This window comes from Paraburkholderia bannensis (genome assembly GCF_014200455.1).
In the GTDB taxonomy this organism is placed as follows: domain Bacteria; phylum Pseudomonadota; class Gammaproteobacteria; order Burkholderiales; family Burkholderiaceae; genus Paraburkholderia; species Paraburkholderia bannensis_A.
Genome location: NZ_JACHBW010000004.1, coordinates 218,857 through 243,857, shown reverse-complemented (window position 1 = coordinate 243,857; position 25,001 = coordinate 218,857). Strand labels below are relative to the sequence as shown.

Genomic DNA, 25,001 nt, shown 5'->3' with positions numbered 1-25,001 from the left:
ATTTGGCGCCTTTGCGTGGCTATGTGCCCGCTAGTTGCGCCGAATTTCCCTGATTGCGCTATCAATCAACACGAATCAACCCGATAAATTCGAGTCGCCAGCCATGACGTCAGCCGAGCAAACCGTCGCCGGGCATCGTACCCGCATCAAGCTCTGTGGGCTTTCGACGCCCGAAGCGGTCGCGCACGCGATCGACCTCGGCGCGGACGCCATCGGCCTCGTGTTCTACCCGCCCAGCGCACGCTCGGTGAGCGTGGCGCAGGCCGTCGAGCTGACGCACGATATTCCGCCGTTCGTTTCGGTGGTCGGGCTGTTCGTGAACGCCACGCCGCAATGGATCAGCGAAGTCGCCAGCAACGTCTCGCTCACGCTTTTGCAGTTCCACGGCGACGAGACGCCGCGCCAGTGCGAGGCGCTGGCGGCCGTTGCCGGTTTGCCCTGGTTGCGGGCGCTGCGAGTGGCGGCGGATACTCAACGGGCCGATTTGATAGAATCGGCGAATAGTTATTCATCAGCCAGCGGCCTGCTGTTCGACACCCATGTCGATGGTTACGGCGGTGGCGGGAAGGTCTTCGATTGGTCACTTATCCCCGCAGGGCTCGCGCGTCAGGCCGTTTTGAGTGGTGGCTTGAACGCGCAAAACGTCGGTGATGCGATTCGCCAGGTGCGTCCGTTCGCTGTCGATGTCTCCAGTGGCATCGAAGTTCCGGGCGCGAAGGGCGTGAAGGATCACGCCCGTATGGCGGCGTTCGTACGCGCGGTGCGCGAAGCGGACGCGGGATAAATTCTTGGGTCAACCAGCCCTTGCACACAGCAGGATGCGCGGTTGGCCGAGCGAGTGACTTATGTACAATTTGCCAGATGAACGTGGCCATTTCGGCCAATATGGCGGCGTGTTTGCTGCCGAAACCCTGATGCAGGCGATCGAGGAACTGCGCGTGGCTTACGCGAAGTTCAAGGACGATCCCGAATTCGTCGCTGAATATCAGCGCGAGTTGAAGCATTTTGTCGGCCGTCCGTCGCCGATCTATCACGCGCAGCGCTGGAGCGAAATGGTGGGCGGCGCGCAGATCTATCTCAAGCGCGAAGACCTGAACCATACGGGCGCCCACAAGATCAACAACGTGATCGGTCAGGCGCTGCTCGCCCGCCGCATGGGCAAGCCGCGCGTGATCGCGGAAACCGGCGCGGGCCAGCACGGCGTGGCCACGGCCACCATTGCCGCGCGCTTCGGCATGGAATGCGTCGTCTACATGGGTGTGGAAGACGTGCGCCGCCAGGCCGCCAACGTCTACCGCATGAAACTGCTGGGCGCGACGGTGGTGCCGGTCGAATCCGGCTCGCGCACGCTCAAGGACGCGCTCAACGAAGCGATGCGCGACTGGGTCACCAACGTCGAAAACACCTTCTACATCATCGGCACGGTGGCGGGCCCGCACCCGTACCCCATGATGGTGCGCGACTTCCAGCGCGTGATCGGCGACGAATGCCGCGTACAGATGCCCGAAATCACGGGTCGTCAACCGGATGCCGTGATCGCCTGCGTGGGCGGCGGTTCGAACGCGATGGGCATCTTTTACCCGTATATCGACGATAGTTCGGTGCAATTGATCGGTGTTGAACCGGCCGGCGACGGCATGGAGACAGGCCGTCACGCCGCCTCGCTGGCGGCCGGCACGCCGGGCGTGCTGCACGGCAACCGCACGTATCTGCTGCAGGACGAGAACGGCCAGATCATCGAAACGCATTCGGTGTCGGCGGGCCTCGACTATCCGGGCGTCGGTCCCGAACACGCATGGCTCAAGGACAGCGGCCGCGCGCAGTACGTCACCGTCGACGACGAGGAAGCGCTCAAGGCGTTCCACGACTGCTGCCGTATCGAAGGCATCATTCCCGCGCTCGAATCGAGCCATGCGCTCGCGTACGCGGCGAAGCTCGCGCCGACGCTGCCCAAGGACAAGGTTCTGCTGGTGAACTTGTCTGGCCGCGGCGACAAGGACATGCACACTGTCGCCGAGCGATCGGGCATCCAGTTCTGAGCGCCCGGAGCGATACGACCGATGCGTGACGAGTTCGACGAGCCGGGAATGCCGGCCCCCGTGAGTGAAACTGTGAGCATTCCCGCCGCACAAGACGTGGCGGCGGGCGCGCTTGCGTTACCTGTGCTGCCCACGGTGCCCGACACAATCCGGCTCTTGAACCGCGATTTCCTGACCGATGCGGCGAATTTGCCCGATGCCTCGATCGACCTGATCGTCGCCGATCCGCCTTATGGGCTCGGCAAGGACTACGGCAATGACTCCGACATGCGTTCGGGCGAGAACTTTCTCTCCTGGACCTACGAGTGGCTCGATCTGGCAATTCCCAAACTGAAAGCCAGCGGCTCGCTCTACGTGTTTTGCACCTGGCAGTATGCGCCTGAGATTTTCGTCTATCTGAAGTCGAAAATGACGATGATTAACGAGATCGTCTGGGATCGTCGCGTTCCCAGCATGGGCGGCACGACTCGCCGCTTTACCTCGGTGCATGACAATATCGGTTTCTTCGCGGTGTCGAAGGATTATTACTTCGATCTCGATCCCGTCCGCATCCCGTACGATGCCGCCACGAAGAAGGCGCGTTCGCGCAAGTTGTTTGAAGGCAGCAAGTGGCTGGAGCTCGGCTACAACCCCAAGGACGTCTGGTCGGTTTCGCGGCTGCATCGCCAGCACGCGGAACGCGTCGATCATCCGACCCAGAAGCCCCTGGAAATCGTCGAGCGTATGGTGCTCGCGAGCTGCCCGCCGGGCGGCCGCGTGCTGGACCCGTTCATGGGCAGCGGCACCACGGCAGTCGCCTGCGCGCGTCAGAAGCGCGAATTCGTCGGCTATGAAATCAATGAAAGTTACTGTGCGATCGCGCGCGAACGCGTGAGTCTGGCCGCGGAAGCCACACCTTCGGCCCTCGCGAGCGTTGCGGCGGACGCCTGAGGCGTCGCCGCCGCTTGTTCGTCGCTTGTTGGTCGCTTGTTCGCCACGTGTTGTCGGCAACAGAGACCGACGCGCAGTAGCAATCGAATCTGAGGACCCTGAAATGTCCCGCATCAAGAGCAAATTCGAGGCGCTCGCCGCCTCCGGCAAGAAAGCCCTGATCCCGTTCATGACGGCAGGCGACCCCGATCCGGTCCGCACCGTCGAGTTCATGCATGCGCTCGCTGCTGGCGGCGCGGACGTGATCGAACTGGGTGTGCCGTTCTCCGACCCGATGGCCGACGGCCCGGTGATCCAGCAGTCGTCCGAGCGCGCGCTCGCCAGGGGCGTCACGCTCAAGAGCGTGCTGGCCGACGTCAAGCGCTTTCGCGAAACGGACAACGAAACGCCCGTGGTGCTGATGGGCTACGCCAATCCGATCGAGCGCATCGGCGCCGAAGCCTTTGCGGCCGCTGCGCAGGACGCGGGCGTGGACGGCGTGCTGGTGGTCGATTATCCGCCCGAGGAATCGGCGCAATTCGCGGCAAAGATGAAGGCCGCCAACATCGACCCGATCTTCCTGCTCGCGCCCACCTCGACTGACGAGCGTATCGCCGCAGTGGGCCGCATCGCCAGTGGCTACGTCTATTACGTGTCGCTCAAGGGTGTGACGGGCGCGGCCAATCTGGACGTGGCGAGCATCGCGAGTAAAATCCCGGCGATCAAGGCCCGCGTGCCGCTGCCCGTTGGCGTGGGCTTCGGTATCCGCGACGCACAAACCGCCGCCGCCGTGGCCGAAGTGTCCGATGGCGTGGTGATCGGCAGCCGTATCGTGCAGTTGCTCCAGCAAGCCACGCCCGACACCGCCGCGGATACCCTCACGCGGTTTGTGGCGGACATTCGGGCGGCGCTGGATGCGGTCTCGGCCAACGCCCAATAAGACTGCTGTAAAATCCAGTTTTCGCCATGCGCGGCCGGGGTCGGAACCCGGTCGAAATGACTGCCGTATCAACCCGGCCGCCGCGCCCGCGCATCACGATGAAGGAAGAAACAACAATGAGCTGGCTCGATAAACTGCTGCCGCCCAAGATCAAGCAAACCGATCCGAAAAGCCGCAAGAGCATTCCGGAAGGTCTGTGGATCAAGTGCCCCAAGTGCGAAGCGGTCCTGTACCGCAACGACGTCGAAGCGAATCTCCACGTCTGCCCGAAGTGCGACCACCACATGCGCATCAATGCGCGCGAGCGTCTGGATGCTCTGCTCGATCCGGAAGGCCGCTATGAAATCGGCCAGGAAATCGTGCCGGTCGACGCGCTGAAGTTCAAGGACAGCCGCAAGTACCCGGACCGTATCAAGGAAGCCATGGACGACACCGGCGAAACCGACGCCATGGTCGTCATGGGCGGCGCGATCCACACGCTACCTTGCGTGGTCGCCTGCTTCGAGTTCTCGTTCATGGGCGGCTCGATGGGTTCGGTGGTCGGCGAGCGTTTCGCACGCGGCGCGCAGAACGCGCTCGAGCAGCAAGTGCCGTTCATCTGCTTCACCGCTTCGGGCGGCGCGCGCATGCAGGAAAGTTTGCTGTCGCTCATGCAGATGGCCAAGACCACGGCCATGCTGACCAAGCTCTCGGAAGCCAAACTGCCGTTTATCTCGGTGCTGACCGATCCGACCATGGGCGGCGTGTCGGCAAGTTTCGCGTTCCTGGGCGACGTGGTGATCGCCGAACCGAAGGCGCTGATTGGCTTTGCCGGCCCGCGCGTGATCGAGCAGACGGTGCGCGAGAAACTGCCGGAAGGCTTCCAGCGTTCGGAATTCCTGCTGCAGAAGGGCGCGATCGACATGATCGTCGACCGCCGCAAGCTGCGCGAGGAAATCGCCCAGCTGATGGCGATCATGCAGCGTCAGCCCGCCGACGCGGTTGCCTGAGCGCAGCCTCACGCCGTAGTGAAATCACGCGCGGAACTTCATGATTCCGCGCCGTGTCAGACGCGCCGCAAGCGAAAGCAAGCGGCGCGTTGTCATTTCCGCGATAATGCCGAGTTCTGGCGTTGATCTGTTCGCGCGCCGCACCGTCCCGCTGCACTTTCCGCTAAACCGAAATCGTCCCGATGAGTACCTTTCCCACCCTCGACGCGTGGCTCACGCATCTCGAAACCGCGCATCCGGTTGGCATCGACATGGGCCTTGGCCGCATCAGCCAGGTCAAGGACGCATTGAATCTGCAGTTCGCCTGCCCGATCTTCACGGTCGGCGGCACCAACGGGAAGGGCTCGACCTGCGCGATTCTGGAAACGATCCTGCTGAAGGCGGGTTATCACGTCGGCTGCCATACGTCGCCGCATCTGCTGTCGTTCAACGAGCGTGCGCGCATCGACGGCCAGCAGGCGAGCGACGCCGATCTGCTGCCGCACTTCGAGGCCGTTGAAGCCGCGCGCAATTCGCTCGCCACGCCGGTGTCGCTTACGTATTTCGAATTCACCACGCTCGCCATCATGCATCTGTTCGCCTCGCGCGGGCTGGATGCGGTGATCTTTGAAGTGGGTCTGGGCGGGCGTCTGGACGCGGTGAACATTCTCGACGCCGATTGCGCCGTGGTCACCAGCATCGACCTCGATCACACCGAATACCTCGGCGATACGCGCGAGAAGATCGCCTTTGAGAAGGCCGGCATCTTCCGCGCGGGCAAGCCTGCGATCTGCTCGGACCCGCAGCCGCCGCAAACGCTGATCGACCATGCAGAAGCGATCGGCGCGCAACTGTGGCTGTTCGGTCGCGATTTCCGCTACGAAGGCGCACCCGGCAACGAACGTCAGCAATGGAGCTATGTCGGCCCGACGCAACGCCGTTCGGCGCTTGCCTACCCGGCGCTGCGCGGCGCGAATCAGCTGATCAATACGACCGCGGCGCTGGCGGCGCTCGAATCGATGCGCGACCGCCTGCCGGTATCGGCGCAGGACATCCGTCTGGGCCTTGCCAATGTCGAATTGCCGGGCCGCTTCCAGGTGCTGCCGGGCAAGCCCGCGATCATTTTCGACGTCGGCCATAATCCGCACGCAGCGGCGGTGTTGGGGCAAAATCTCGGTAGTATGGGCTATTTTCCCTACACGTACGCGGTATTTGGCGCCATGCGCGACAAGGACGTCGCGGGCGTGATCAACCACCTGAAGGGCGAGATCGACCACTGGTGCGTGACCGGCCTGCCGGGCCCGCGCGCGGCGTCGGCGCAGGAACTGGAAGACGTGCTGCGTGAAGCCGGAGTGGAACAGGGCGAAGACAGCAGCGTCACCCGCTACGAAACGCCCGCCGAGGCGTTTCAAGATGCGCTAAAACGAGCTACCGAAAATGATAGAATCGTTGTTTTCGGGAGTTTTCTGACAGTCGCCGGCGTCATGGCCTGGCGGAAGTCACAGCAGCACTGATCGCGCGGCACCCTGCAAGCCGCCACGCACAGGCCAAAAGCAGCCATACATGGGAATTTTCTCGTTCGGCAAGAAAGACGACGCGCCCCGCCGACGCGGTGCCGAAGCGGGCTCCACCACCCGGCGGAGCAGTCAGAACACGCGCGTGGAGCGGCGCAGCCGCCGGCCGGACCGCACGCGCGATGCCGAGGCCATGCTCCTCGATCCCACGTTGCCGGAAAAGCAGCGCGCACGCCGCCGCCTCGTGGGCGCGATCGCGCTCGTTCTGGCGGCCATCGTGATCCTGCCGATGGTGCTGGATTCGCATCCTAAGCCCGTCACCGACGACATCGCCATCGACATCCCCAGCCATCCCGCGCCGAAGAACGCCGCGCGCGATGACGACGAGGACACGCAAGCCGGCGTCGCGCCCGATAATCCTGCCGCGCCGGAAGCGGCGCCTGGTGCATCGGGTCTGGCGGCCGCCAGCAGCGCGGCTCCCGTCCAGAACACGCAATCGACTAAATCGGCTCAATCGGCTCAAGCCGCGCCGTCAAAACCCGCGCCTGCCGCACAGGCGCAGACGCCGGCCGCTCAAGCGTCGCAAGCAACCCAATCGACTCAAACCGCCCAGGCGCCCAAGGCCGCCGTGAAGCCCGCGCAGCCGGCTGCGAAACCCGCTCAAGCGACCACCGCGACCGCGTCGAACGAGCGCAGCGACAACGGCGCGCCCGCCACGCCGCCTGGCGCGCGCTTTGCCGTGCAGCTGGGTGCGTTCCCGAGCGACGCCGCAGCCAATCGCTGGGTGGCGAAGTTGAAAGCGGCGGGCGTACCCGCATATACCGAACAACGCAAGGATGCCGACGGCTCCACGCGCACCCTGTTGCGCGCGGGACCGTTCCCGGACCGCGCGGCCGCCTCGGAGGCGATCGCGAAGGTACGTGGCGCGGGCCTCGCGTCCGGCTCGAACGGCAACGCCGAATAAGCCGTCGATGTTCACGGCCTTCGACTACGCTGTAATGGCAGTGATTGGTCTGTCCGCGCTGCGAGGCGCGTGGCGCGGCTTTATCGGCGAGATTTTCGGGCTGATCGGCTGGATCGCGGCGTTCATCGTGGGGTGCCGCTTTGTCGATCGCGTGGTGCCCTTCATTCCGGCCAACTGGCCGGGCGGAGCGCTGACGCAATGGCTGATTGCCTTCGCGCTGATCGTGATCGCCGTGGTGCTGGTCGCTGGCGTGGGTAATGCGGTGCTCAGCCGGGTGGTGCAGGTGAGCGGCCTGTCGGGCGTGGATCGCTCGCTAGGGATGTTGTTCGGGCTCGCGCGAGGCGTCGTGCTGGTGCTGATTCTCGTCGTCCTCGCAGGACTGACCGAGCTGCCCCAGCAGGACTTCTGGCGCAAGGCGCTGCTGCGGCCATATGCCGAGCAGGGCGTGCACGAACTGAAACCGCTGTTGCCCGAGACGCTCGCGTCCTACGTTCACGTCTGATCAGAAGCTGATCGCGTGACGCAGGCCCGGCCCGAAGACAAGTTCTGCCCCTTCGCGGCGCTTCGCGCCGGCTCTGCCGGCCGCCGTCACCGCGTCGTTACCGATTTCGCTTTTTTGAAGGACCTGCCATGTGCGGCATCGTAGGCGTAGTTTCCCGTTCTCCCGTCAACCAGCTCCTCTATGACGCGCTGCTGCTCCTGCAGCATCGTGGTCAGGACGCGGCCGGCATCGCCACCGCGAACGGCAGCACGTTCCATATGCACAAGGCCAACGGCATGGTGCGCGACGTGTTCCGTACGCGCAACATGCGTAGCCTGCCTGGCACCAGCGGCATCGGCCAGGTGCGTTACCCGACCGCCGGCTCGGCGTCGAGCGAAGAAGAAGCCCAGCCGTTCTACGTGAACGCGCCGTTCGGCATCGTGCTCGCTCACAACGGCAATCTCACGAACTGGCAACAACTCAAGGAAGAGATGTTCCGCGTGGATCGCCGCCACGTGAACACCAACTCCGACACCGAAGTGCTGCTCAACGTGCTCGCGCACGAAGTACAGCTCGCCACCACGGGTCTTGAACTCGATCCGGCCACGCTCTTCACGGCGGTGTCGGGTGTGCACCGCCGTCTGCGCGGCTCGTACGCGATTGTTTCGCTGATCGCCGGCCACGGTCTGCTGGCGTTCCGCGACCCGTTCGGCATTCGTCCGCTGTGCATCGGCAAGAACGAAACGCCGGAAGGCACGGAATGGATGCTGGCGTCGGAATCGGTGGCGCTCGAAGGCATCGGTTTCGAGTTCGTGCGCGACGTGCGTCCGGGCGAAGCGATCTTCATCGACTTCGAAGGCAAGTTCCACGCGCAGCAGTGCGCCACGGCACCCAGGCTCAACCCCTGCATCTTCGAACTCGTGTACCTCGCGCGTCCGGATTCTGTGCTCGACGGCGTGCCGGTCTACAACGCGCGTCTGCGCATGGGCGACTATCTCGCCGAGAAGATCCAGCGCGAACTGCCCGACGTGAAGATCGACGTGGTCATGCCGATCCCCGATTCGTCGCGTCCCGCGGCGATGCAGGTGGCGAACAAGCTGGGCGTGGAATACCGCGAAGGCTTCTTCAAGAACCGTTACGTGGGCCGCACCTTCATCATGCCGGGCCAGGCGATGCGCAAGAAGTCGGTGCGCCAGAAGCTCAACGCCATGGGCATCGAGTTCAAGGGCAAGAACGTCCTGATCATCGACGACTCCATCGTGCGCGGCACCACCTCGCAGGAAATCGTGCAGATGGCGCGCGATGCGGGCGCCACCAAGGTGATCTTCGCCTCGGCCGCGCCGCCGGTGAAATTCCCGAACGTGTACGGCATCGACATGCCCACGCGTGGCGAACTGGTCGCGCATGGCCGCTCGGATGAAGAAGTCGCGCGCATCATCGGCGCGGATTACCTCGTCTATCAGGACGTGGACGCGCTCAAGAGGGCCGTGCGCGATATCAACCCGGAACTGGGCGACTTCGAGGCTTCGTGCTTCGACGGCGACTACATCACCGGCGATATCACCAGCGCCTACCTCGATAACATCGAGGCTGCACGTCTCGCACCGCAATCGCAGTCGGATCGCGACGCTGCGAGCGATGCACAGGACGGCGGCACGCGTTCGCAACTGCACCTGCAACTGTCGGTGGAGTGATGCCCCGGCGAACGCGGGCGCGTTGCTCGCGTTCCTGCCGATTTCGAAAGCCCGCTTTCTGCCAGCGCAAAAGCGGGCTTTTTTGCGCCTGAGCGTACTGAATTGACGCATGATGGCTGAGGACACGGAGAACACCAAGATGGACGACACCTTTAACTTCGACACCCTGGCCGTGCGCTCGGGCACGCTGCGCAGCGAATTCAACGAGCATTCGGAAGCGCTCTATCTGACGTCGAGCTTCTGTTTCGGCAGCGCCGCCGAAGCGGCCGAACGCTTCGCGAATTCGGAAACCGGCTACACGTACGCGCGTTTCACCAATCCCACCGTCACCATGTTCCAGGACCGGCTGGCCGCGCTCGAAGGCGGCGAAGCCTGCATGGCCACGGCTTCGGGGATGGCGGCGATCATGTCGGTGGTGATGTCCAGCTTGCAGCAGGGCGATCACATCGTCAGCTCGCGCAGTCTGTTCGGCTCGACGCTCGGGATGTTTTCGCAGATTTTTCCGCGTTTCGGCATCACCACCACCTTCGTCGATCCGCACGATCTCGACGCGTGGCAGCAGGCCGTGCGCCCTGAAACAAAGCTGTTTTTTCTCGAAACACCCTCGAACCCGCTTACCGAGATCGCCGATATCGCCGCGGTCAGCAAGATCGCCAAAGCGGCGGGCGCGCTGTTCGTCGTCGATAACTGCTTTTGCAGCCCGGCGCTGCAACAGCCGCTGAAATTTGGCGCGGATGTGGTGATGCATTCGGCCACCAAGTTTCTCGACGGACAGGGCCGCGTGCTGGGCGGCGCGCTGGTGGGCTCGAAGCAGTTCATCCAGGAAAAGGTGTTTCCGTTCGTGCGCAGCGCGGGGCCGACGCTTTCCGCATTCAACGCGTGGGTGCTGCTCAAGGGCATGGAAACGCTCTCGCTGCGCGTGGAAAAACAATCGGATAACGCGCTGGAAATCGCGCGCTGGCTCGAAGCGCATCCGGCCGTGAAGCGCGTCCACTATCCCGGTCTCGAATCGCATCCGCAGCACGCGCTGGCGATGCGCCAGCAGAAGAAGGGCGGCGCGATCGTCTCGTTCGAATTGAAGGGCGAGACGCCCGAGGCGCAGCGCGCGAACGCGTGGCGAGTGATTGACCACACGAAGGTCTGCTCGATCACCGGCAATCTCGGCGATACGCGCACGACCATCACGCATCCGGCCACCACCACGCACGGCCGTCTCGCGCCGGAGGTGCGCGCGCAAGCGGGCATTACCGAAGGGCTGATCCGGCTGGCGGTGGGTCTCGAAGATCCGCAGGACCTGCGCAAAGATCTTGCTCGCGGGCTCGACGGTGTGCAATAAAAGCCCTTGTTTCAGGCCATTTTCTATTTCTGGAGTGAGTGCATCATGGCGGTGATTCGTGGTCTGTTCGTCTATCCGGTGAAGTCGTGCGGCGCCATCGCGCTCGATCGCGCGAAGCTCGATACGCAAGGGCTGAGCTGGGACCGGCACTGGATGGTTGTGGACGCAACGGGTCGCTTCGTCTCGCAGCGCGAGTACGCGGCGATGGCGCGCATCGTGCCGGCCTTCGTGGAGGACGGCGTGCGACTCACGATGGATGGCATCGATGCGCCGCTATTGCTGCCGTTCCAGCCGCGCGGCGACGAAGCGCGCGTGAGCGTGACGGTCTGGAAGGACACCTTCGATGCGCTTGACGAAGGCGACCAGGCCGCGCACTGGTTCACGCGCGCGCTGGGCGTGCCGGTGCGTCTCGTGCGTTTCGCGCAGGACGTCACGCGCCTGGCGAGCAAAAAGTGGACGCTGGACGAAGACGTCCCCACGCAATTCGCCGATGGTTATCCGATCCTCGTCACGAGCGAATCGTCGCTGGCGGAACTCAACGAGCGCCTGGCGGCAAAGGGTGCATCGCCCGTGCCAATGAGCCGGTTTCGTCCGAATATCGTCGTGGCCGACGCGGGTGAGGCGTTCGAAGAAGACTTTATCGATACGCTTTCCATTGAAGGCGATGCGGGCCATGACGAAGTCGTGCTGCGCTTCGTCAAGCCTTGCTCGCGTTGCCCGATCACGACCATCGATCAACAGACGGGCAAACACGACGCGCAATGGCCGAGCGAGCCGCTCGACACCTTGCAGACGTTTCGCGCCGACGCGCGCGTGGAGGGTGGTCTGACCTTCGGGCAGAACGCGATCGTGGTGAGCGGCGCGGGCAGGCAGCTCGCCGTGGGCGCGCAGGCGCAGTGGGAATATCGCTTCGAATGAGCGGCGCCGCGTGCGTTGCCTGCGCGCTGCTTGCGCTCAGTGCGAGGGCACGGCGCGCCACTGTCCGGGCGCAAGCCCAAAGCGGCGCGTAAAGGCGTGGGTATAGGCGCTCTGATCGCCGAAGCCCACTTCCAGCGCGATCTGTGTGAGCGAGCGGCGCGGGTCCGCAAGCAGCGCGAGCGAAGTGTCGAGCCGCAGACGTTGCAGATAGCGATGCGGCGTCTCGCCGAATGCCTCGATAAAAAGCTGATGAAAGCGCCGCATGCCAAAGCCGCAATGCGCGGCGAGATCGGCGATACGCAGCGGTTCGGAGAGGTGTGCGCGCAACCAGCGGTCGATGCGCGCGAAATCGAGCCCGGCCGCAGCCGTGAACTTTGCATCGTCAGCGATGCCGCTTTGCGCGATCACGGCAGCGCACAGACGTGCCGAAGCGTCCCAATGGAAGCGTCGCACGCGCAGGTCGGAAGCGGCGTCTTGCTGCGCAAGCGTTGCGCGTGCAGCGATCTGGCGCACGAGCACGGTGAGCGCCGGGTCGACGCGCACGGCGCGCGCCGAATCAAACAGTCGTTCGGGCACCGCCAGCGAGGCGGCGGGCAGATCCAGCACGAGCTGGCAGTTCTCGCCGATACCCACGTAATCGTGTCGCGCACCGGCTGGAATCAGCCAGGCAGAACATGCGTCGATGCGCTCGCCCACGCCGTCGACCGACATCTCCATCGACCCGTCGAGCCCGAGCACGATCTGGTGAAAGTCGTGCAGATCGGTGGCCTCGATCGCGCCATAGCGGCGCAATTCGACGCCGGGTGCGAGGACGGGAGCGTGGTGATGCGGGTTCATGTCGAACGGCGCGAGGAGCGGACCCGAACATGCACGAGGCGCTCACGAAGACCGCCTTATCGTGCAAACGGGCGCTGACGCATTCAGACGCCGAGCAGTTCGACTTCGAACACGAGCGTGGCGTTCGGCGGAATCACGCCGCCTGCGCCGCGCACGCCGTAGCCGAGTTGCGGGGGGATCGTCAGCTTGCGCACGCCGCCAACCTTCATGCCCTGGACGCCTTCGTCCCAGCCCTTGATGACCATGCCGCCGCCCAGCACGAAGGCGAACGGGTCATTGCGGTCCTTGCTCGAATCGAACTTCTGGCCGTCCGTCAGCCAGCCGGTGTAGTGCACGCTGACGGTCTGGCCGGCAGTGGCTTCTGCGCCGGTGCCTTCGGTCAGGTCCTCGTACTTGAGGCCGGATGCGGTGGTCACGATAGACATGGAACACTCCTGAATCGGATTGGATAAAAGCGCTATTGTAGGCGCTTTGCAGGTTGGCGAGACCCCCTGAGGCGCTCGCGGGCTTGAGGCGCGAGGCGGGGCCGCCTTCGCGAGGCGGGCATAGCGCATGCGAAGCGATAACGCGGATAACGCGCCCGGGCGCAACGCGCGCAAAGCCGCCACGGCTTCGCGCCCCTGCCTATAATGGGGCCCTGGCCCAGCCAGAGGGCCGGCCCGCCCGAGCGGGTGAAAGAAGAGGAAACCGATGGCGTCGACCACCACTACCCGTACCGAACGAACGGCCCGCCTGTGTGCCGAAGCCGCGCTGTTCATGCGCGATTACGTGCTTTCGCGCGTGTCGCACGATCTGCGCAGCCCCCTGAATGCCATCCATAGCTGGGCCTACGTGCTCGACCGCAAGATCGATAGCGCCGATTCGGCCGCGCAACGCGCGCTCGCCGGCATCCGCACCGGCGTGGAGCAGCAGGTGCGTCTGCTGGAATCGCTCGTGGATACGACCCGCGCCGAAACCCGCAAGCTACAGATCGAGCGCGCGCCGTTCGCACTGGACGCGCTGATCGACGAAACCCTTGACGACGTGCGCAGCGCACTGGCCGATGCGCGCGGCGTGAGCCTCGCCGTCGAGGGCGTGCCTACCGGCGTCACGATCGAGGCCGGGCGCGAGCGCGTTGCCCAGGCGCTCTGGCTGCTGCTGGCTTTTGCCGCTGAAAGCGGCGCGCACGGCAGCACGGTGACGCTCGGCGTGAGCGCCACGCCTGCGGCGGCGCAGTTCGAACTGCGCTGGCAGGCAAGTCTCGATTTACTGAGCGACGATACCTTGCCGCACGTGCTCGAACCTTTCGCTCGCAGCCAGGCGCGCGAGCCGCAGGACGTGGGGCGTTTTCCGTGGGTGCTCGCACTGTGCCAGCGCGTGGCCGAAGCCCACGGTGGGCGTTTCGAGGCACAGCCGCTCGTGCAAGGCGAGACCGCGCTGTTCACGCTGAACGTGCCATCGGGCGGCGTCTGACGCGCAGCGCTGCCCACCTCCAGCGTTGCGCACCGCAGCGCCTGAAACACGTCGCGCGGCATACAGGATGAAGCGACGGCTCGCCCAGGCGGGCCGTCGATGTCTTACAGGGTTCTTTCACCCCTTATACTGAGCGCTTCGCAATTTCGGAGTTCCAGGTCTTGATTCAGCTCATCGCCCTGATCGGCGCGCTGTTCCTCGTTGCCCTCAACGGTTTTTTCGTCGCGGCGGAGTTCGGCCTCGTCAAGCTGCGCGCCACGCGCGTGCAAAGCCTCGCCGCGGAACACGGCCTGCGCGGCCGCCTGCTCGCCAAGGTCCACGGCCAGCTCGACGCCTACCTGTCTGCCTGCCAGCTGGGCATTACGCTGGCCTCGCTCGGCCTCGGCTGGATCGGCGAGCCGGCTTTCGCACAACTGCTCGAACCCGTGTTCGATCTGCTCGGCGTGCAGTCGCCGGAACTGATTCACGGCATTTCGCTGGTGTTCGCCTTCACGGCGATCTCCTTCCTGCACATCGTGGTGGGCGAACTGGCGCCGAAGTCGCTCGCGATCCGCGAGGCCGAAAAGATCTCGCTGTGGGCCGCCACGCCGCTTTACGGGTTCTACTGGACCATGTACCCGGCGATCTGGGCGCTCAACTCCAGCGCCAACGCCGTGCTGCGGCTCGCGGGTCTGTCCGCCGATCACGGCAGCGAGGCGCATTACTCCACGGAAGAACTCAAGCTGATCCTGCGTAGCCGCCGCGCCGCCGCCGAAGCCGAAGCACAGGCCGCCCTGCATTCGCATGCCGATACCGGCGCGCACGCAGGCGCCCACGGCGGCATCGTGCGCCGCCGTCCCGCGCGTGAAGCCGCGGCCAGCCAGGCGCGCGGCGCAGCCGGCAACGCCAACGCCAATGCGCTGAGCGTGGACGAGTGGAACACGCTGGCGCATTCGCTCGATTTTTCCCGCTTGACGGTGTCCGACCTCATGCGTCCCGCGCATGAAATGGTGGGCCTGCGCCGCGATCTTTCGCTGCGTGAAAACATGCAGATCGTCGCGCGCCATCGCTTCAGCCGCTATCCGCTGTTCGAAGATGCGTCGGGTGAGCATGTCGCGGGTCTGATTCACCTGAAGGATCTGCTGCTCGCGCGCGAAGCGGGTCATACGCTCGACGATCTTGGCAAGTTCGTGCGTCCGGTTCAGTACGTGAAGCCCGAAACGCCTGCACTCGCGCTGTTCCGGCGTTTTCGCAAGGGAGCGCCGCACTTCGCGTTGGTGGGGCGCAAGGGCATGCGGCCAAGCGGCTTTCTCACGCTCGACAATCTGCTGGGCGCGCTGGTGGGTCAGATTCACGACGAATTCCATCAGGCCGATACCGACTGGACCCGCATGGACGACGGCACGCTGATGGGGCGCGGCAGTCTGCCTGTCGTGTCGCTGGAGCAGGCGCTTGGCATCGACATCGACGAAGGGCGCGCCGAATCGGTGGGCGGTCTGGTCATTCACGCGCTCAACGATCTGCCGACCGAAGGGCAGCGCGTGTCGTTCGATCGTTTCGATATCGTCGTCAAGAAGATGAAGGGGCCGCGTATCGTGCTCGTGCGCGTGTATCCGAAGGATCTGGAAGACGAGGGCGGTTAAGCCTGCGTGTGTTCGCGCGCGACGTTCGTGAGCACCGCCACGGGCAGCGCAGCGAGCACATCGCGCAGGGCTAGCCAGTGGGCCTGGTCGCCCTGTTTTCCCTGGGCGGCGTCACTGCCGGCGGTGTGATCCACATCGGCGAGCCAGTCGTGCAACGCCGACGCCGGGCAACCCTTTGGCAGCGCGACGGCCGTATCGCCCCAAGCTTGCGCGGCGACGCGCGGCATGTCGCGATCCAGCAGCGCCGCCGCATGCCGGGTGCCGACCACCACGGCCCAGCTATCGCCGTGGCGTCGCGCGAATGCGACCACATGTGCGGCCAGCGCGCCGCGCACTTCCATCGGCCAATATTCCCCCTCACGCAGCAAGCCTGGGGCGCATTCGCGTAACGCGAGCAGACGATGAATCACGGCCTGCTTCACGCGTGCATCGCGCCAGTCCGCGAGTTTGGCGGCGGGCGTAGCGTCGTCGAGCGAGGCCGCGCGCTGCGCATAGTCCACGGGCCGCCGGTTGTCGGGATCGACGAGGCTGAAGTCCCATAGTTCCGTGCCCTGATAGAGATCGGGCACGCCGGGCGAGGTCATGCGCAGCGTGGTCTGCAGCAAGGTATTCAGTGCGCCGGCAGGCGCAATGCGCGCAACGAACGCCGATAACTCGCGCAGAAAGCCATCGCGCCGTTGCGGCGAGAGAATATCGAAGAGAAATGCTTTGCACTCCGATTCATAATCTTCATCGGGGGCGATCCAGCTGGTTCGCTGTTTCGCTTCGCGCAGCGCCTTCAACTGCCATTGCGCGACACGTTCTGCAAGGCTTTGTACGCCCGCTTCGTCGGCGGGATCGAGCCCCGGCGGCCAGCAGCCCACCAGTGTCTGATAGAGCATCGCCTCGGCGGCCGGGCCGGGCGACCATTGGGCGGTATCGCCGCGCCGTTGCGGCTGGTTGAGCGTGGACCACGCACGCAGCGTCTCGCGCCACTCGGGCGCGATCTCGCTGAGTACGGCCAGACGCGCGCGCACGTCCTCGCCGCGTTTGTGATCGTGCGTGGCGGTAGCCAGCAGCGCATAGGGCGTAGTGCGCTGGCGCTGCACGTTGGCGGCATGAAAGGCCTCGACGTCGAGCGAAAAGTCGTCGGGATCGGTGCCTACGTCGTTGCGCGAAAGCAGACGGCCATAGCGATAAAGCGCGGTGTCCTCGGTCGCCTTTGCCGCGAGCGGCGCGGTGAGTTGCGAGAACAGCGCGAGGGCAGTGCGTTGCGCAATCATGGCGTGACTCAAGGGCGGCGCTGCCTGGTTTTGCCCCGCCTGTCTCGCGCTGCCGGTGTTTGCCGTGCGCGCTGCCTTGCCTGGATTGCCGTTATTGCCGCCGCCCGCTTCCGGCGCACGCGCGCCAAGCCAGCCGTCGACCTGATCGAGCGCGCCCAGACTGGCGCGCGGCAGCGCCTTGCGCGCAGCGCCAAGCGCCACCTCGAAGTAGCGGTTGTCGAGCGCGCTGCGCAGGCCGTTGGCCGGGTAAATCCGATACACCGGAAAGTGCATCGCCAGTTGCGCCACGCAGCGGTGCACCGCTGCGAAAGTGTAGTCGCGCGTGGCGGGCTGCTCGCGTGCGATGCGGTGCAGCGCGCGCGCCGCATGATCGAGTTCCGCCGCAAGCGATGCGGTCAATATTTCCCGCCGGGCGTCGAGCGACACCTGCGCGAATGGCGCGTCTTCGCCCGTGATTTCGGTCCAGCTGTGCGCGAGCGGCGCAGCGCCTGCGGGATCGTGCAACAGTGCACCCACGTCGTTCATGAAGTCGTAGCCGGTCGTGCCCTGCACGGCCCAGTCCTCGCGCAACGCCTCGCCGCGCGCAAGAATCTTCTCGACCACGATATACGGCTCGCCCGGGCGCAGCGACGCCAGCCGATGGCGCAAGCGCTCGCAATACTCGCGCGGATCGGCAAGGCCGTCGATATGATCGATACGCAAACCGTCGATCACACCATCGGCATAGAGGCGGAAAATCAGCTTGTGGACCGCCTCGAATACGTCATGCCGCTCCACGCGCACGCCCGCAAGCGAACTTACGTCGAAGAAGCGCCGCCAGTTCACCTCGTCCGTGGCCGTGCGCCACCAGGCGAGGCGGAAATGCTGGCGCTCCAGCAGCCGATGCAGCCGGTCGCGCGCCACGGGGTCATCGCTTCGGTAGGATTGCAGAACGAATTCGATCGGAGCCGCGCCTTCGCGTTCGACGAACTCGCGCAAGGCGGCGCGCGCAGCGGCGGCGCGCACCTGATCGTCGGGTTGGGTGGTGAGCCCCTGAAAAGCCGCGGCGAGCGCCGTGAGATCGGCGCGATTGGCCGATTGCAGCAGCGCGGCGTAATCGGTCGGGCAGATCGGGCCCACATGCGGCCCATATTGCACAAAAAAGCGCGCATTGGCGGCATCGAATTTCAGCTCGATGCGGCCCGCTGCCAATTCTTCGCCGTACTGGGCACCCAGAAATGGCATCAGCACCTTGCCGCGCAGCGCGGGATCGGGCGAGTGCCAGTCCACGTCGAAATGGCGCGCAAACGCGCTATGCCGCCCCCATTCGAGAATATCGAGCCACCATGCGTTGTGGGAACCGCCCACACCCATGTGGTTCGGCACCATATCCACGATGAGGCCCATGCCGCGCGCGTGCACGGTGTCGGCAAGACGCCGCAGCGCGTCTTCGCCGCCCAGTTCCGCGCTCACGGCGCCGTAATCGACCGTGTCGTAGCCGTGCATCGAACCGGGCTGCGCGGTGGTGATCGGCGAGAGATAGAGATGGCTTACGCCGAGCGCGGCGAAATAGTCGAGTTGTGCGAGCGCGTCGTCGAAGGTGAAATCGTGATGAAGCTGCAGGCGCAGCGTGGCGCGGGGAAGTGTCATGGCGTCGGCGGAACGGGAGGCGCCGCGCTGGGTGCGCTGGCGCTGTGGCTCGAATGGCTGTCACCTGCAACTGCCGTTCCCGCCGCCTCGCGCGCCCGCACGATTGTTTCTACACGCGCGGCGAAGCCGGGATCGGCGAACAGTTGGTCGACCGGCAGCGGCAGGCGCTGACGCCAGTTCGGGTGCTCGTCGATCGAGCCGGGCAGGTTCGGTTGATCGGCCAGTCCTAGCAGGTCTTCGAGCGGGCAGGTCACGAGCGGGCTCGCGCTCGCGGCCACATAGCCCAGCGCGCCGCTTACGGGCGGCTCGCCGGGCGCGGGCACGGCTGCGTCGCGCGGCGCGAAGCCGGTTTGCTGGAGCGCCTGCCAGAGCGCGGCGCGGTCGGTCTCGCGCTGCGCGTGTTCGAGCGCGACAGGGTCGCGTCCGTCCGCGCGCGGCAGCGTCTGGCCGATACGGTGACGCCAGTCGATATCCGCGCCTTGCCACCAGCCCGCCACCGTCGGCAGATCGTGCGTGGTCGTGGTGGCGACGCCGTGCGGATCGTAGCGCGCGGGCGGCAGGAAGCCTTCCCCTTCGCGCTCGAACCAGAGCACGCGAATCCCATAGAGCCCATGTGCGGCCAGGCGCTCGCGCAGACCCGGCGGCACGGTGCCCAGATCCTCGCCGATCACGATCGCGTTATGCCGCCACGATTCGAGCGCGATGAGACGCACGAGATCGTCGAACGGATAGCGCAGATACGCGCCGTGCTTTGCGCTCTCGCCTTCGGGCACGAGCCACAGGCGGCGCAAGCCCAGGATATGATCGATGCGCACGCCGCCGGCATGGGCGAACGCCGCGCGCAGCATGTCGATAAAGGCGCGAAAGCCGTTGTTATGCATCGCGCGCGGCGAGAACGTGGTGAGGCCCCAGCTCTGGCCCGCCTGGTTGAAGATGTCGGGCGGCGCGCCTACCGATACACGTTGGAGCATGTCGTTGGGCAGCGACCACGCATGCGAGCCCGCGCCGTCGCAGCCCACGGCCAGATCGGCGACCAGGCCGACCGCCATGCCCGCATCGCGCGCGCTGCGCTGCGCTTGCGAAAGCCCTTCGGCAGCGAGCCATTGCAGGAAGCGATAGAAGTCCACTTCGCGGCGATGTTCAGTGGCGAAAGTGTCGACGGCGGGATTGCGCGGATCGCGCAGCGCCTCGGGCCAGTCGCGCCAGTGCCGCAATCCGGAAGGATCGCGAAGCATCGCTTCCTGTAGCGCTTCGAATCGCGCGTGATCTTCAAGCGCTTCGCCGCCACGCGCACAGAACGCGTCGAAGGCGGCGGCGCGCGGCGAAGCGCTCGCGCGATCGGTGGCCTCGAAACGATCGAACAGCACGCGCAGCACCTTGAGCTTGAGCGGCACGGCGCGTTGCCAGTCGATCAGCGGCAGTGCTTCGAGTTCGCGCCAGGCTTCGCCAGCCTGCGCGGCGGCGATGGCCTCGTGCGCGGCCTGCTCGCCAAATACGGCCGCAAGGTCGATATGCGTGACATTGAGCCAGAGCCGCGAGGACGGCGAATACGGGCTGAAGTGGCCGGGATCGGCACAGAACATCGCATGCGTGGGGCTGACCGCAAGCGCCTGCGCGCCATGCTTTGCGCTGTGCGCAGCGAGCGTCGCCAGTGCCGTGTAGTCGCCGATGCCGCCGTCGCCATTGCGTCGGAGTCCATACAATTGAGCGGCGACGCCCCAGAGCGGCGGAACGCGCGCATCCTGGCTGCCGTGGCGCGCGCGCCAGGCGTCGGCGACATTGTGGCAACGCGGCGGCGCCACCGCTATCGTCAAGCGATGATCGTTGACGCTGAGCGTGTGATAGCCCGGTTCGGAAAGCGGTGCGAGCAAGGCCGGAGCGCCCTTGGGCGAGGTGAAGCGGCCTTCGATGTGCTTGCCGTTTTCCAGATCCACGCGGTAGTGGCTGCCGGTGCGAACCACCGATGCGGGCAACTCGATCGCGCTTTCGTATTCGGCGGTGATGAGCGGCGGCAGACGGCGCGACGACTGCTCGGCATTGAGAACCGACACGCTATGACGCATCTGCGTGGCGTTCGCGCACGGCAAGCCCATGCATTCGAGTAGCGCTTCGAGCGTGCTGTCCGGAACGCGTTGCGTAACGCCGTGCGCGTCCGACCATTCGACTTCGAAGCCCGCGCGCTGCGCCAGGTCCGCGAGCGCCTCACTGCGTTTCGCGCTCTGTGCACCAGCCGCGCTGCCCGTGACGCCAGGGGTGCTTTTCATGCGAGCGGCTCCTCGCGCCGCACAATGCGCGCGTCGTGATGCTGTGCGTACTCGGGCGCGTTGCCAGTGACCCAGACCACGCAGGCGCTTTCGGGTAGCACGCCGTTGTCCGTGCGGTCGCGCGCGCGTGGCGGCGTTTCGAACACCACCATGCCTTCGGGCGGGGTTTCGAGCGGCACGCTGTCGTGGCCGAGATTGAGCGCGATCGTCCATGTCTCGCCATCGTCCAGACGCCAGCGCGCGATCAGCGCGCGCGCGCCGTTGGCTTCGTCGTCGGCAAGCACCTTCGCGCCCAGCGCGCGCGCATTGTGAAGTCGGGGCATCAGCAGGCGCGCGCGCACCACCAGCGCGGATCGATAAAAGTGCATCCAGGCGCGCCGTTCGTCGTCGAGCGGCGCATCGGCGGGCGGCGACGAGTTGATGAAAGTCTGCACGTCGTTCGGATCGGGAATCTGCGCACGCCGCTTTTCGTCGTTGAACGAGGCGAATGCCTTGAATTCACGGCGGCGGCCTTCGCGCACCGCATCGGCGAGATCGCCTTCAAAGGCCGTGAAAAACTGGAACGGCTGGGTCGAGCCGTATTCCTCCTCCATGAACAGCAGCGGAATCTGCGGTGAAAGCAGCAGCAGCGCGGTGGCCGCGCGCAGGGCGTCGTCGTCGGCGAGCGAGCGCAGACGATCGCCGAATGCGCGATTGCCGATCTGGTCGTGATTCTGCAAAAACATCACGAACGAAGTAGGCGTCAGATGCCCGCTGGGTTCGCCGCGCGGTTTGCCGTCGTGCACCGGGGATGGATCGCCCTGATACACGAAACCTTCGGCCAGCGCCCGCGCGAGTTTCTGGATCGGATGATCGGTAAAGCCGCGGTAATAGCCTTCCGATTCGCCGGTGAGCATGACATGCAGCGCGTGATGGACGTCGTCGTTCCATTGCGCGTTGAAATGCGTTTCCAGCAGATTGGCTTCGTTGTGCTCGTTTTCCAGCACCAGATGCACATGGCGGCCCGGCTCCACGCGCGCGTGCACATGATCGGCGAGTTCGCGCAGCCATTCGGGATTGTCGATCGCGTGCACGGCGTCCAGACGCAGGCCGTCGAAGCGATATTCGTTCAGCCAGTAAAGCGCGTTGTCACTGTAGAAGTCGCGCACTTCGGGGCGGTCGAAGTCGAGCGCTTCGCCCCAGGGCGTGTGCGTGCCGGCCTTGAAAAAGGGCTTCGCGTACTGGCCGAGAAAGTTGCCATCCGGGCCGAAGTGGTTGTAGACCACGTCGAGAAACACCTGCATGCCCAGCCCGTGCGCGGTGTCGATCAGTTCCTTGAGTTCCTCGGGCGTACCGTAGGCCGCGTGCGGTGCATAGGGCAGCACCACGTCGTAACCCCAGCCGCGCTCGCCGGGATAATCGTTCAGCGGCATCAGTTCGATGGCCGTGATGCCGATATCGGCGAGCGCGGGCAGGCGCTTCATCACGCCGCGATAGCCGCCGAGCGCGCCTACGTGCAACTCGTAAAGCACGGTTTCTTCCCACGGACGGCCACGCCAATGCGTGTGCTGCCAGGCGTAGGCGCGCGCGTCGAGCACTTCGCTCGGGCCGTGCACGCCTCGCGGCTGGAAGCGTGAAGCGGGGTCGGGCACGCGTTGCCCGCCATCGATGCGGTAGCGATAAAGCGTGCCCGCGCCGCAAGCCGCCTGCGCCTCGAACCAGCCGTTGTGCGAAGGGGTCATGTCGAGCGGCGCGGCGGCTTCCTCGCCGTCCGTGTCTTCGAACACCACCTGCACGGCGCTGCACGACGGCGCCCAGAAGCGAAAGCGCGTGTGCGGCTGCGCGAGCGCTGCGCCCGTCAGCTGCGCGCCAAACGGCAGACAGTGCATGTAACGGCGAACATGCGGCTCGTGAGTCGAATGCGAGTGATGGGGAGAGTCGGGATGCGAGGCCATGGACGGTTCCTGGGGCTATTCAGCAGCGTGATCGTGAACGTCTTTCGCGGCGGGCTGACGCGGGTCGGGCGGCGGCGGACCGTTGCCGTTGTTCTCAACGCCCGCCTCTGTCGCGGCATCGCGCGTCGCGCGCTGCGAAGGCCGCGCGCAGAGCACCACCAGCGCGTGTGCGGCAACCTCGAACGTCACGTCGCTCAAGCCCTGCGGCGGCGCCTCGGGGCGCGCGGTGTCGAGCAGCACGCACCACGCCAGGTGCGGCGCAGGCGCCGTAAACTTCACGCCATGCGACGAGGCGTTCAGCATCATCAACAATACTTCCAATTCGCCGTCGAGGCCCGCTCCCGCGCGCCGCACCGCGAGCACGCGGGCGTCCGGGTCCTGCCACGCCTCGGGCGAAAGCCGCTCGCCGTGTTGGTCGAACCAGTCGATGTCGTGCATGCCCGATAGCACCTCGCGGTCGCCGAACAGAAAGTGCGTTTCCCTCAGCAAGGGATGATCCCGGCGCAGCGCGATCGCGCGCGCGACGAACGCGGTCATCGCCCTGGCCTGTGGCGTGGCTGCGAGCGACCAGTCGAGCCACGAAATTTCGTTGTCCTGGCAGTAGGCATTGTTGTTGCCGTGCTGCGTGCGCAGCGTCTCGTCGCCGGCCAGCAGCATCGGCGTGCCGATGGCGACGCACAACGTCGCCAGGATCGACCGGGCGACGCGCGCGCGCGTATCGAGGATCGCGGGATCGTCGGTCGGTCCTTCCACGCCCCAGTTCGCGCTCCAGTTCTCGTTGTGGCCGTCGCGGTTTTCCTCGAGATTCGCTTCGTTATGCTTATGCTCGTACGAAACCAGGTCGGCGAGCGTGAAGCCGTCGTGCGAGGTGACGAAATTGATCGAGGCCCACGGTCGGCGCGTGCGTTTGTCGAACAGATCGGCGGAACCCGTGAGACGCGCGGCAAGATCGGCGCGCTGGCCCGGCGCGCCGCGCCAGTAACGCCGCACGCTGTCGCGAAAGCGGTCGTTCCATTCGGAAAATCCGGGCGGATGATTGCCCAGTTGATAACCGCCGGGCCCCACGTCCCACGGCTCCGAAATCAGCTTGACCTGCGAGAGGACGGGGTCCTGGCGCAGGACGTCGAAGAATCCGCTGGCGGGATCGAAACCGTGCGCCTCGCGCCCGAGCGTCACGCCCAGATCGAAACGAAAGCCGTCGATACGATACGACGTGACCCAGTAGCGCAACGAATCCACCACCATCTGCAGCACGCGCGGATGCGAGAGGTTGACCGTGTTGCCGCAGCCCGTATCGTTGATGAGGTGCCGCTCGTCGCCGGGCACGCAGCGGTAATAGCAGGCGTTGTCCAGGCCGCGCCACGACACCGTGGGGCCGGTTTCGCCGCCTTCGCAGGTGTGGTTGTAGACCACATCGAGAAAGACCTCGATGCCGGCCGCATGCAACTGGCGCACGGCGATGCGCATTTCGTCGGGATCGTGGCCCGAGAGATAGGACGGCTCGGGTGCAAAGAACGCCGCCGTGTTATAGCCCCAGTAATTGCGCAGGCCGCGCTCCACCAGAAAGCGTTCGTTGAGAAACGCATGCACGGGCAGCAGTTCGACGGCCGTTACGCCCAGCTCGTGCAGATGGTCGATGAAATGCGGCGCGCCGAGCGCGGCAAACGTGCCGCGCGTATGCGAGCGCAGATCGGGGCGCAGCATCGAAATGCCACGTAGATGCGTTTCGTAAATCACCGTCTTGCCCCAGGGCGTGTTGGGGCGCACGTCATGCGACCAGTCGAAGGTTTCGTGGCTGACCATGGCCTTGGCCATCGCGGGCGCAGAGTCGCGCCGGTCGAGCGAGAGATCCATGCGGTTCGAATGCACGCGATACCCATAGAGCGTGTCCGACCAGCGAAACTGCCCAACCAGTCGCCGCGCGTAAGGATCGAGCAGCAGCTTGTACGGATTGAAGCGGTGCCCCTGATGGGGCTGATACGGCCCGTGCGCGCGCAGACCGTAGACGGTGCCAGGATGCGCACCCGGCAGATAGCCGTGCCAGATTTCGTCGGTGCATTCGGGCAGGGTGTAGCGCGTGCGCTCCTTGCGCCCGGTCGGGTCGAACAGGCACAACTCGATCCTCCACGCATGCGCGGAAAACACGGCGAAGTTCGTGCCCAGTCCGTCCCATGTTGCGCCCAACGGATACGGCGAACCGGGCAGCAAGCGCTCGGGAATGCCGTTAGCCATATCGAT

Annotated in this window: 19 protein-coding genes; 13 read left to right on the top strand and 6 right to left on the bottom strand. The window is 65.3% G+C overall.

From position 1 onward, the window contains the following. Window positions 1-103: 103 nt before the first annotated feature. The 11 genes from F4827_RS09010 (at window position 104) to F4827_RS08960 (ending at window position 11,763) form a co-directional block, all read left to right on the top strand. A complete protein-coding gene (locus F4827_RS09010; RefSeq protein ID WP_183723642.1) occupies window positions 104-784 on the top strand; it encodes a phosphoribosylanthranilate isomerase in 681 nt (226 codons plus the stop codon). A gap of 61 nt (window positions 785-845) precedes the next feature. Beyond that, complete coding sequence (gene trpB, locus F4827_RS09005) at window positions 846-2,039, top strand: tryptophan synthase subunit beta (protein WP_183723641.1); 1,194 nt, start codon at window positions 846-848, stop codon at window positions 2,037-2,039. Window positions 2,040-2,060: 21 nt separating this feature from the next. Next, window positions 2,061-2,969, top strand: coding sequence for a site-specific DNA-methyltransferase (locus F4827_RS09000; RefSeq protein WP_183723640.1), 909 nt, complete (start codon window positions 2,061-2,063; stop codon window positions 2,967-2,969). 103 nt (window positions 2,970-3,072) lie between these two features. Beyond that, a complete protein-coding gene (gene trpA / locus F4827_RS08995; RefSeq protein ID WP_183723639.1) occupies window positions 3,073-3,888 on the top strand; it encodes a tryptophan synthase subunit alpha in 816 nt (271 codons plus the stop codon). A 116-nt stretch (window positions 3,889-4,004) separates the two neighbouring features. Beyond that, a complete protein-coding gene (gene accD, locus F4827_RS08990; RefSeq protein WP_183723745.1) occupies window positions 4,005-4,877 on the top strand; it encodes an acetyl-CoA carboxylase, carboxyltransferase subunit beta in 873 nt (290 codons plus the stop codon). Window positions 4,878-5,059: 182 nt separating this feature from the next. Beyond that, a complete protein-coding gene (gene folC / locus F4827_RS08985) occupies window positions 5,060-6,370 on the top strand; it encodes a bifunctional tetrahydrofolate synthase/dihydrofolate synthase (RefSeq protein WP_183723638.1) in 1,311 nt (436 codons plus the stop codon). 49 nt (window positions 6,371-6,419) lie between these two features. Beyond that, entirely contained in the window at window positions 6,420-7,334 is a 915-nt protein-coding gene (locus tag F4827_RS08980) for an SPOR domain-containing protein (RefSeq protein ID WP_183723637.1), read from the top strand. 7 nt (window positions 7,335-7,341) lie between these two features. After that, window positions 7,342-7,836, top strand: a complete 495-nt coding sequence (locus tag F4827_RS08975) for a CvpA family protein (RefSeq protein ID WP_183723636.1) — start codon at window positions 7,342-7,344, stop codon at window positions 7,834-7,836. A gap of 128 nt (window positions 7,837-7,964) precedes the next feature. Continuing rightward, window positions 7,965-9,509, top strand: a complete 1,545-nt coding sequence (gene purF / locus F4827_RS08970; protein WP_183723635.1) for an amidophosphoribosyltransferase — start codon at window positions 7,965-7,967, stop codon at window positions 9,507-9,509. Between the two features lie 139 nt (window positions 9,510-9,648). Continuing rightward, on the top strand, window positions 9,649-10,845 hold the full coding sequence (locus F4827_RS08965) for an O-succinylhomoserine sulfhydrylase (RefSeq protein WP_183723634.1): 1,197 nt from the start codon (window positions 9,649-9,651) through the stop codon (window positions 10,843-10,845). A gap of 45 nt (window positions 10,846-10,890) precedes the next feature. Further along, a complete protein-coding gene (locus tag F4827_RS08960; protein ID WP_183723633.1) occupies window positions 10,891-11,763 on the top strand; it encodes an MOSC domain-containing protein in 873 nt (290 codons plus the stop codon). 36 nt (window positions 11,764-11,799) lie between these two features. Here the strand turns inward: F4827_RS08960 and F4827_RS08955 are convergent, their stop codons facing one another. Together F4827_RS08955 and F4827_RS08950 are read right to left on the bottom strand one after the other, a co-directional pair. Beyond that, a complete protein-coding gene (locus tag F4827_RS08955; RefSeq protein ID WP_183723632.1) occupies window positions 11,800-12,600 on the bottom strand; it encodes an AraC family transcriptional regulator in 801 nt (266 codons plus the stop codon). A gap of 83 nt (window positions 12,601-12,683) precedes the next feature. Continuing rightward, window positions 12,684-13,025: an FKBP-type peptidyl-prolyl cis-trans isomerase gene (locus tag F4827_RS08950; protein WP_027816921.1), complete on the bottom strand. Its 342-nt coding sequence runs from the start codon at window positions 13,023-13,025 to the stop codon at window positions 12,684-12,686. Window positions 13,026-13,290: 265 nt separating this feature from the next. Between F4827_RS08950 and F4827_RS08945 the strand changes: the two genes are divergently transcribed. Continuing rightward, window positions 13,291-14,052 carry a sensor histidine kinase KdpD gene (locus F4827_RS08945; protein ID WP_183723631.1) on the top strand — a complete coding sequence of 254 codons (762 nt, stop codon included), beginning with the start codon at window positions 13,291-13,293 and terminating at the stop codon, window positions 14,050-14,052. A gap of 161 nt (window positions 14,053-14,213) precedes the next feature. Beyond that, the gene (locus F4827_RS08940) at window positions 14,214-15,674 is read left to right on the top strand and encodes a hemolysin family protein (RefSeq protein WP_183723630.1); all 1,461 of its coding nucleotides are present in this window, start codon (window positions 14,214-14,216) and stop codon (window positions 15,672-15,674) included. Here F4827_RS08940 and treY read toward each other — a convergent pair. Genes treY through glgX form a run of 4 tightly spaced genes read right to left on the bottom strand, consistent with a single transcriptional unit; the run spans window position 15,671 to window position 24,995 of the window. Next, complete coding sequence (gene treY / locus F4827_RS08935; protein WP_183723629.1) at window positions 15,671-18,565, bottom strand: malto-oligosyltrehalose synthase; 2,895 nt, start codon at window positions 18,563-18,565, stop codon at window positions 15,671-15,673. The genes F4827_RS08940 and treY overlap by 4 nt on opposite strands. After that, window positions 18,562-20,829, bottom strand: coding sequence for a 4-alpha-glucanotransferase (gene malQ, locus F4827_RS08930; RefSeq protein ID WP_183723628.1), 2,268 nt, complete (start codon window positions 20,827-20,829; stop codon window positions 18,562-18,564). Before malQ ends, treY begins: the two co-directional genes overlap by 4 nt. Continuing rightward, window positions 20,826-22,763 (bottom strand): malto-oligosyltrehalose trehalohydrolase, encoded by a 1,938-nt coding sequence (gene treZ / locus F4827_RS08925; RefSeq protein WP_183723627.1) that lies wholly within the window; start codon window positions 22,761-22,763, stop codon window positions 20,826-20,828. Before treZ ends, malQ begins: the two co-directional genes overlap by 4 nt. A gap of 15 nt (window positions 22,764-22,778) precedes the next feature. Beyond that, window positions 22,779-24,995 carry a glycogen debranching protein GlgX gene (gene glgX / locus F4827_RS08920; protein ID WP_183723626.1) on the bottom strand — a complete coding sequence of 739 codons (2,217 nt, stop codon included), beginning with the start codon at window positions 24,993-24,995 and terminating at the stop codon, window positions 22,779-22,781. Window positions 24,996-25,001 lie beyond the last annotated feature (6 nt).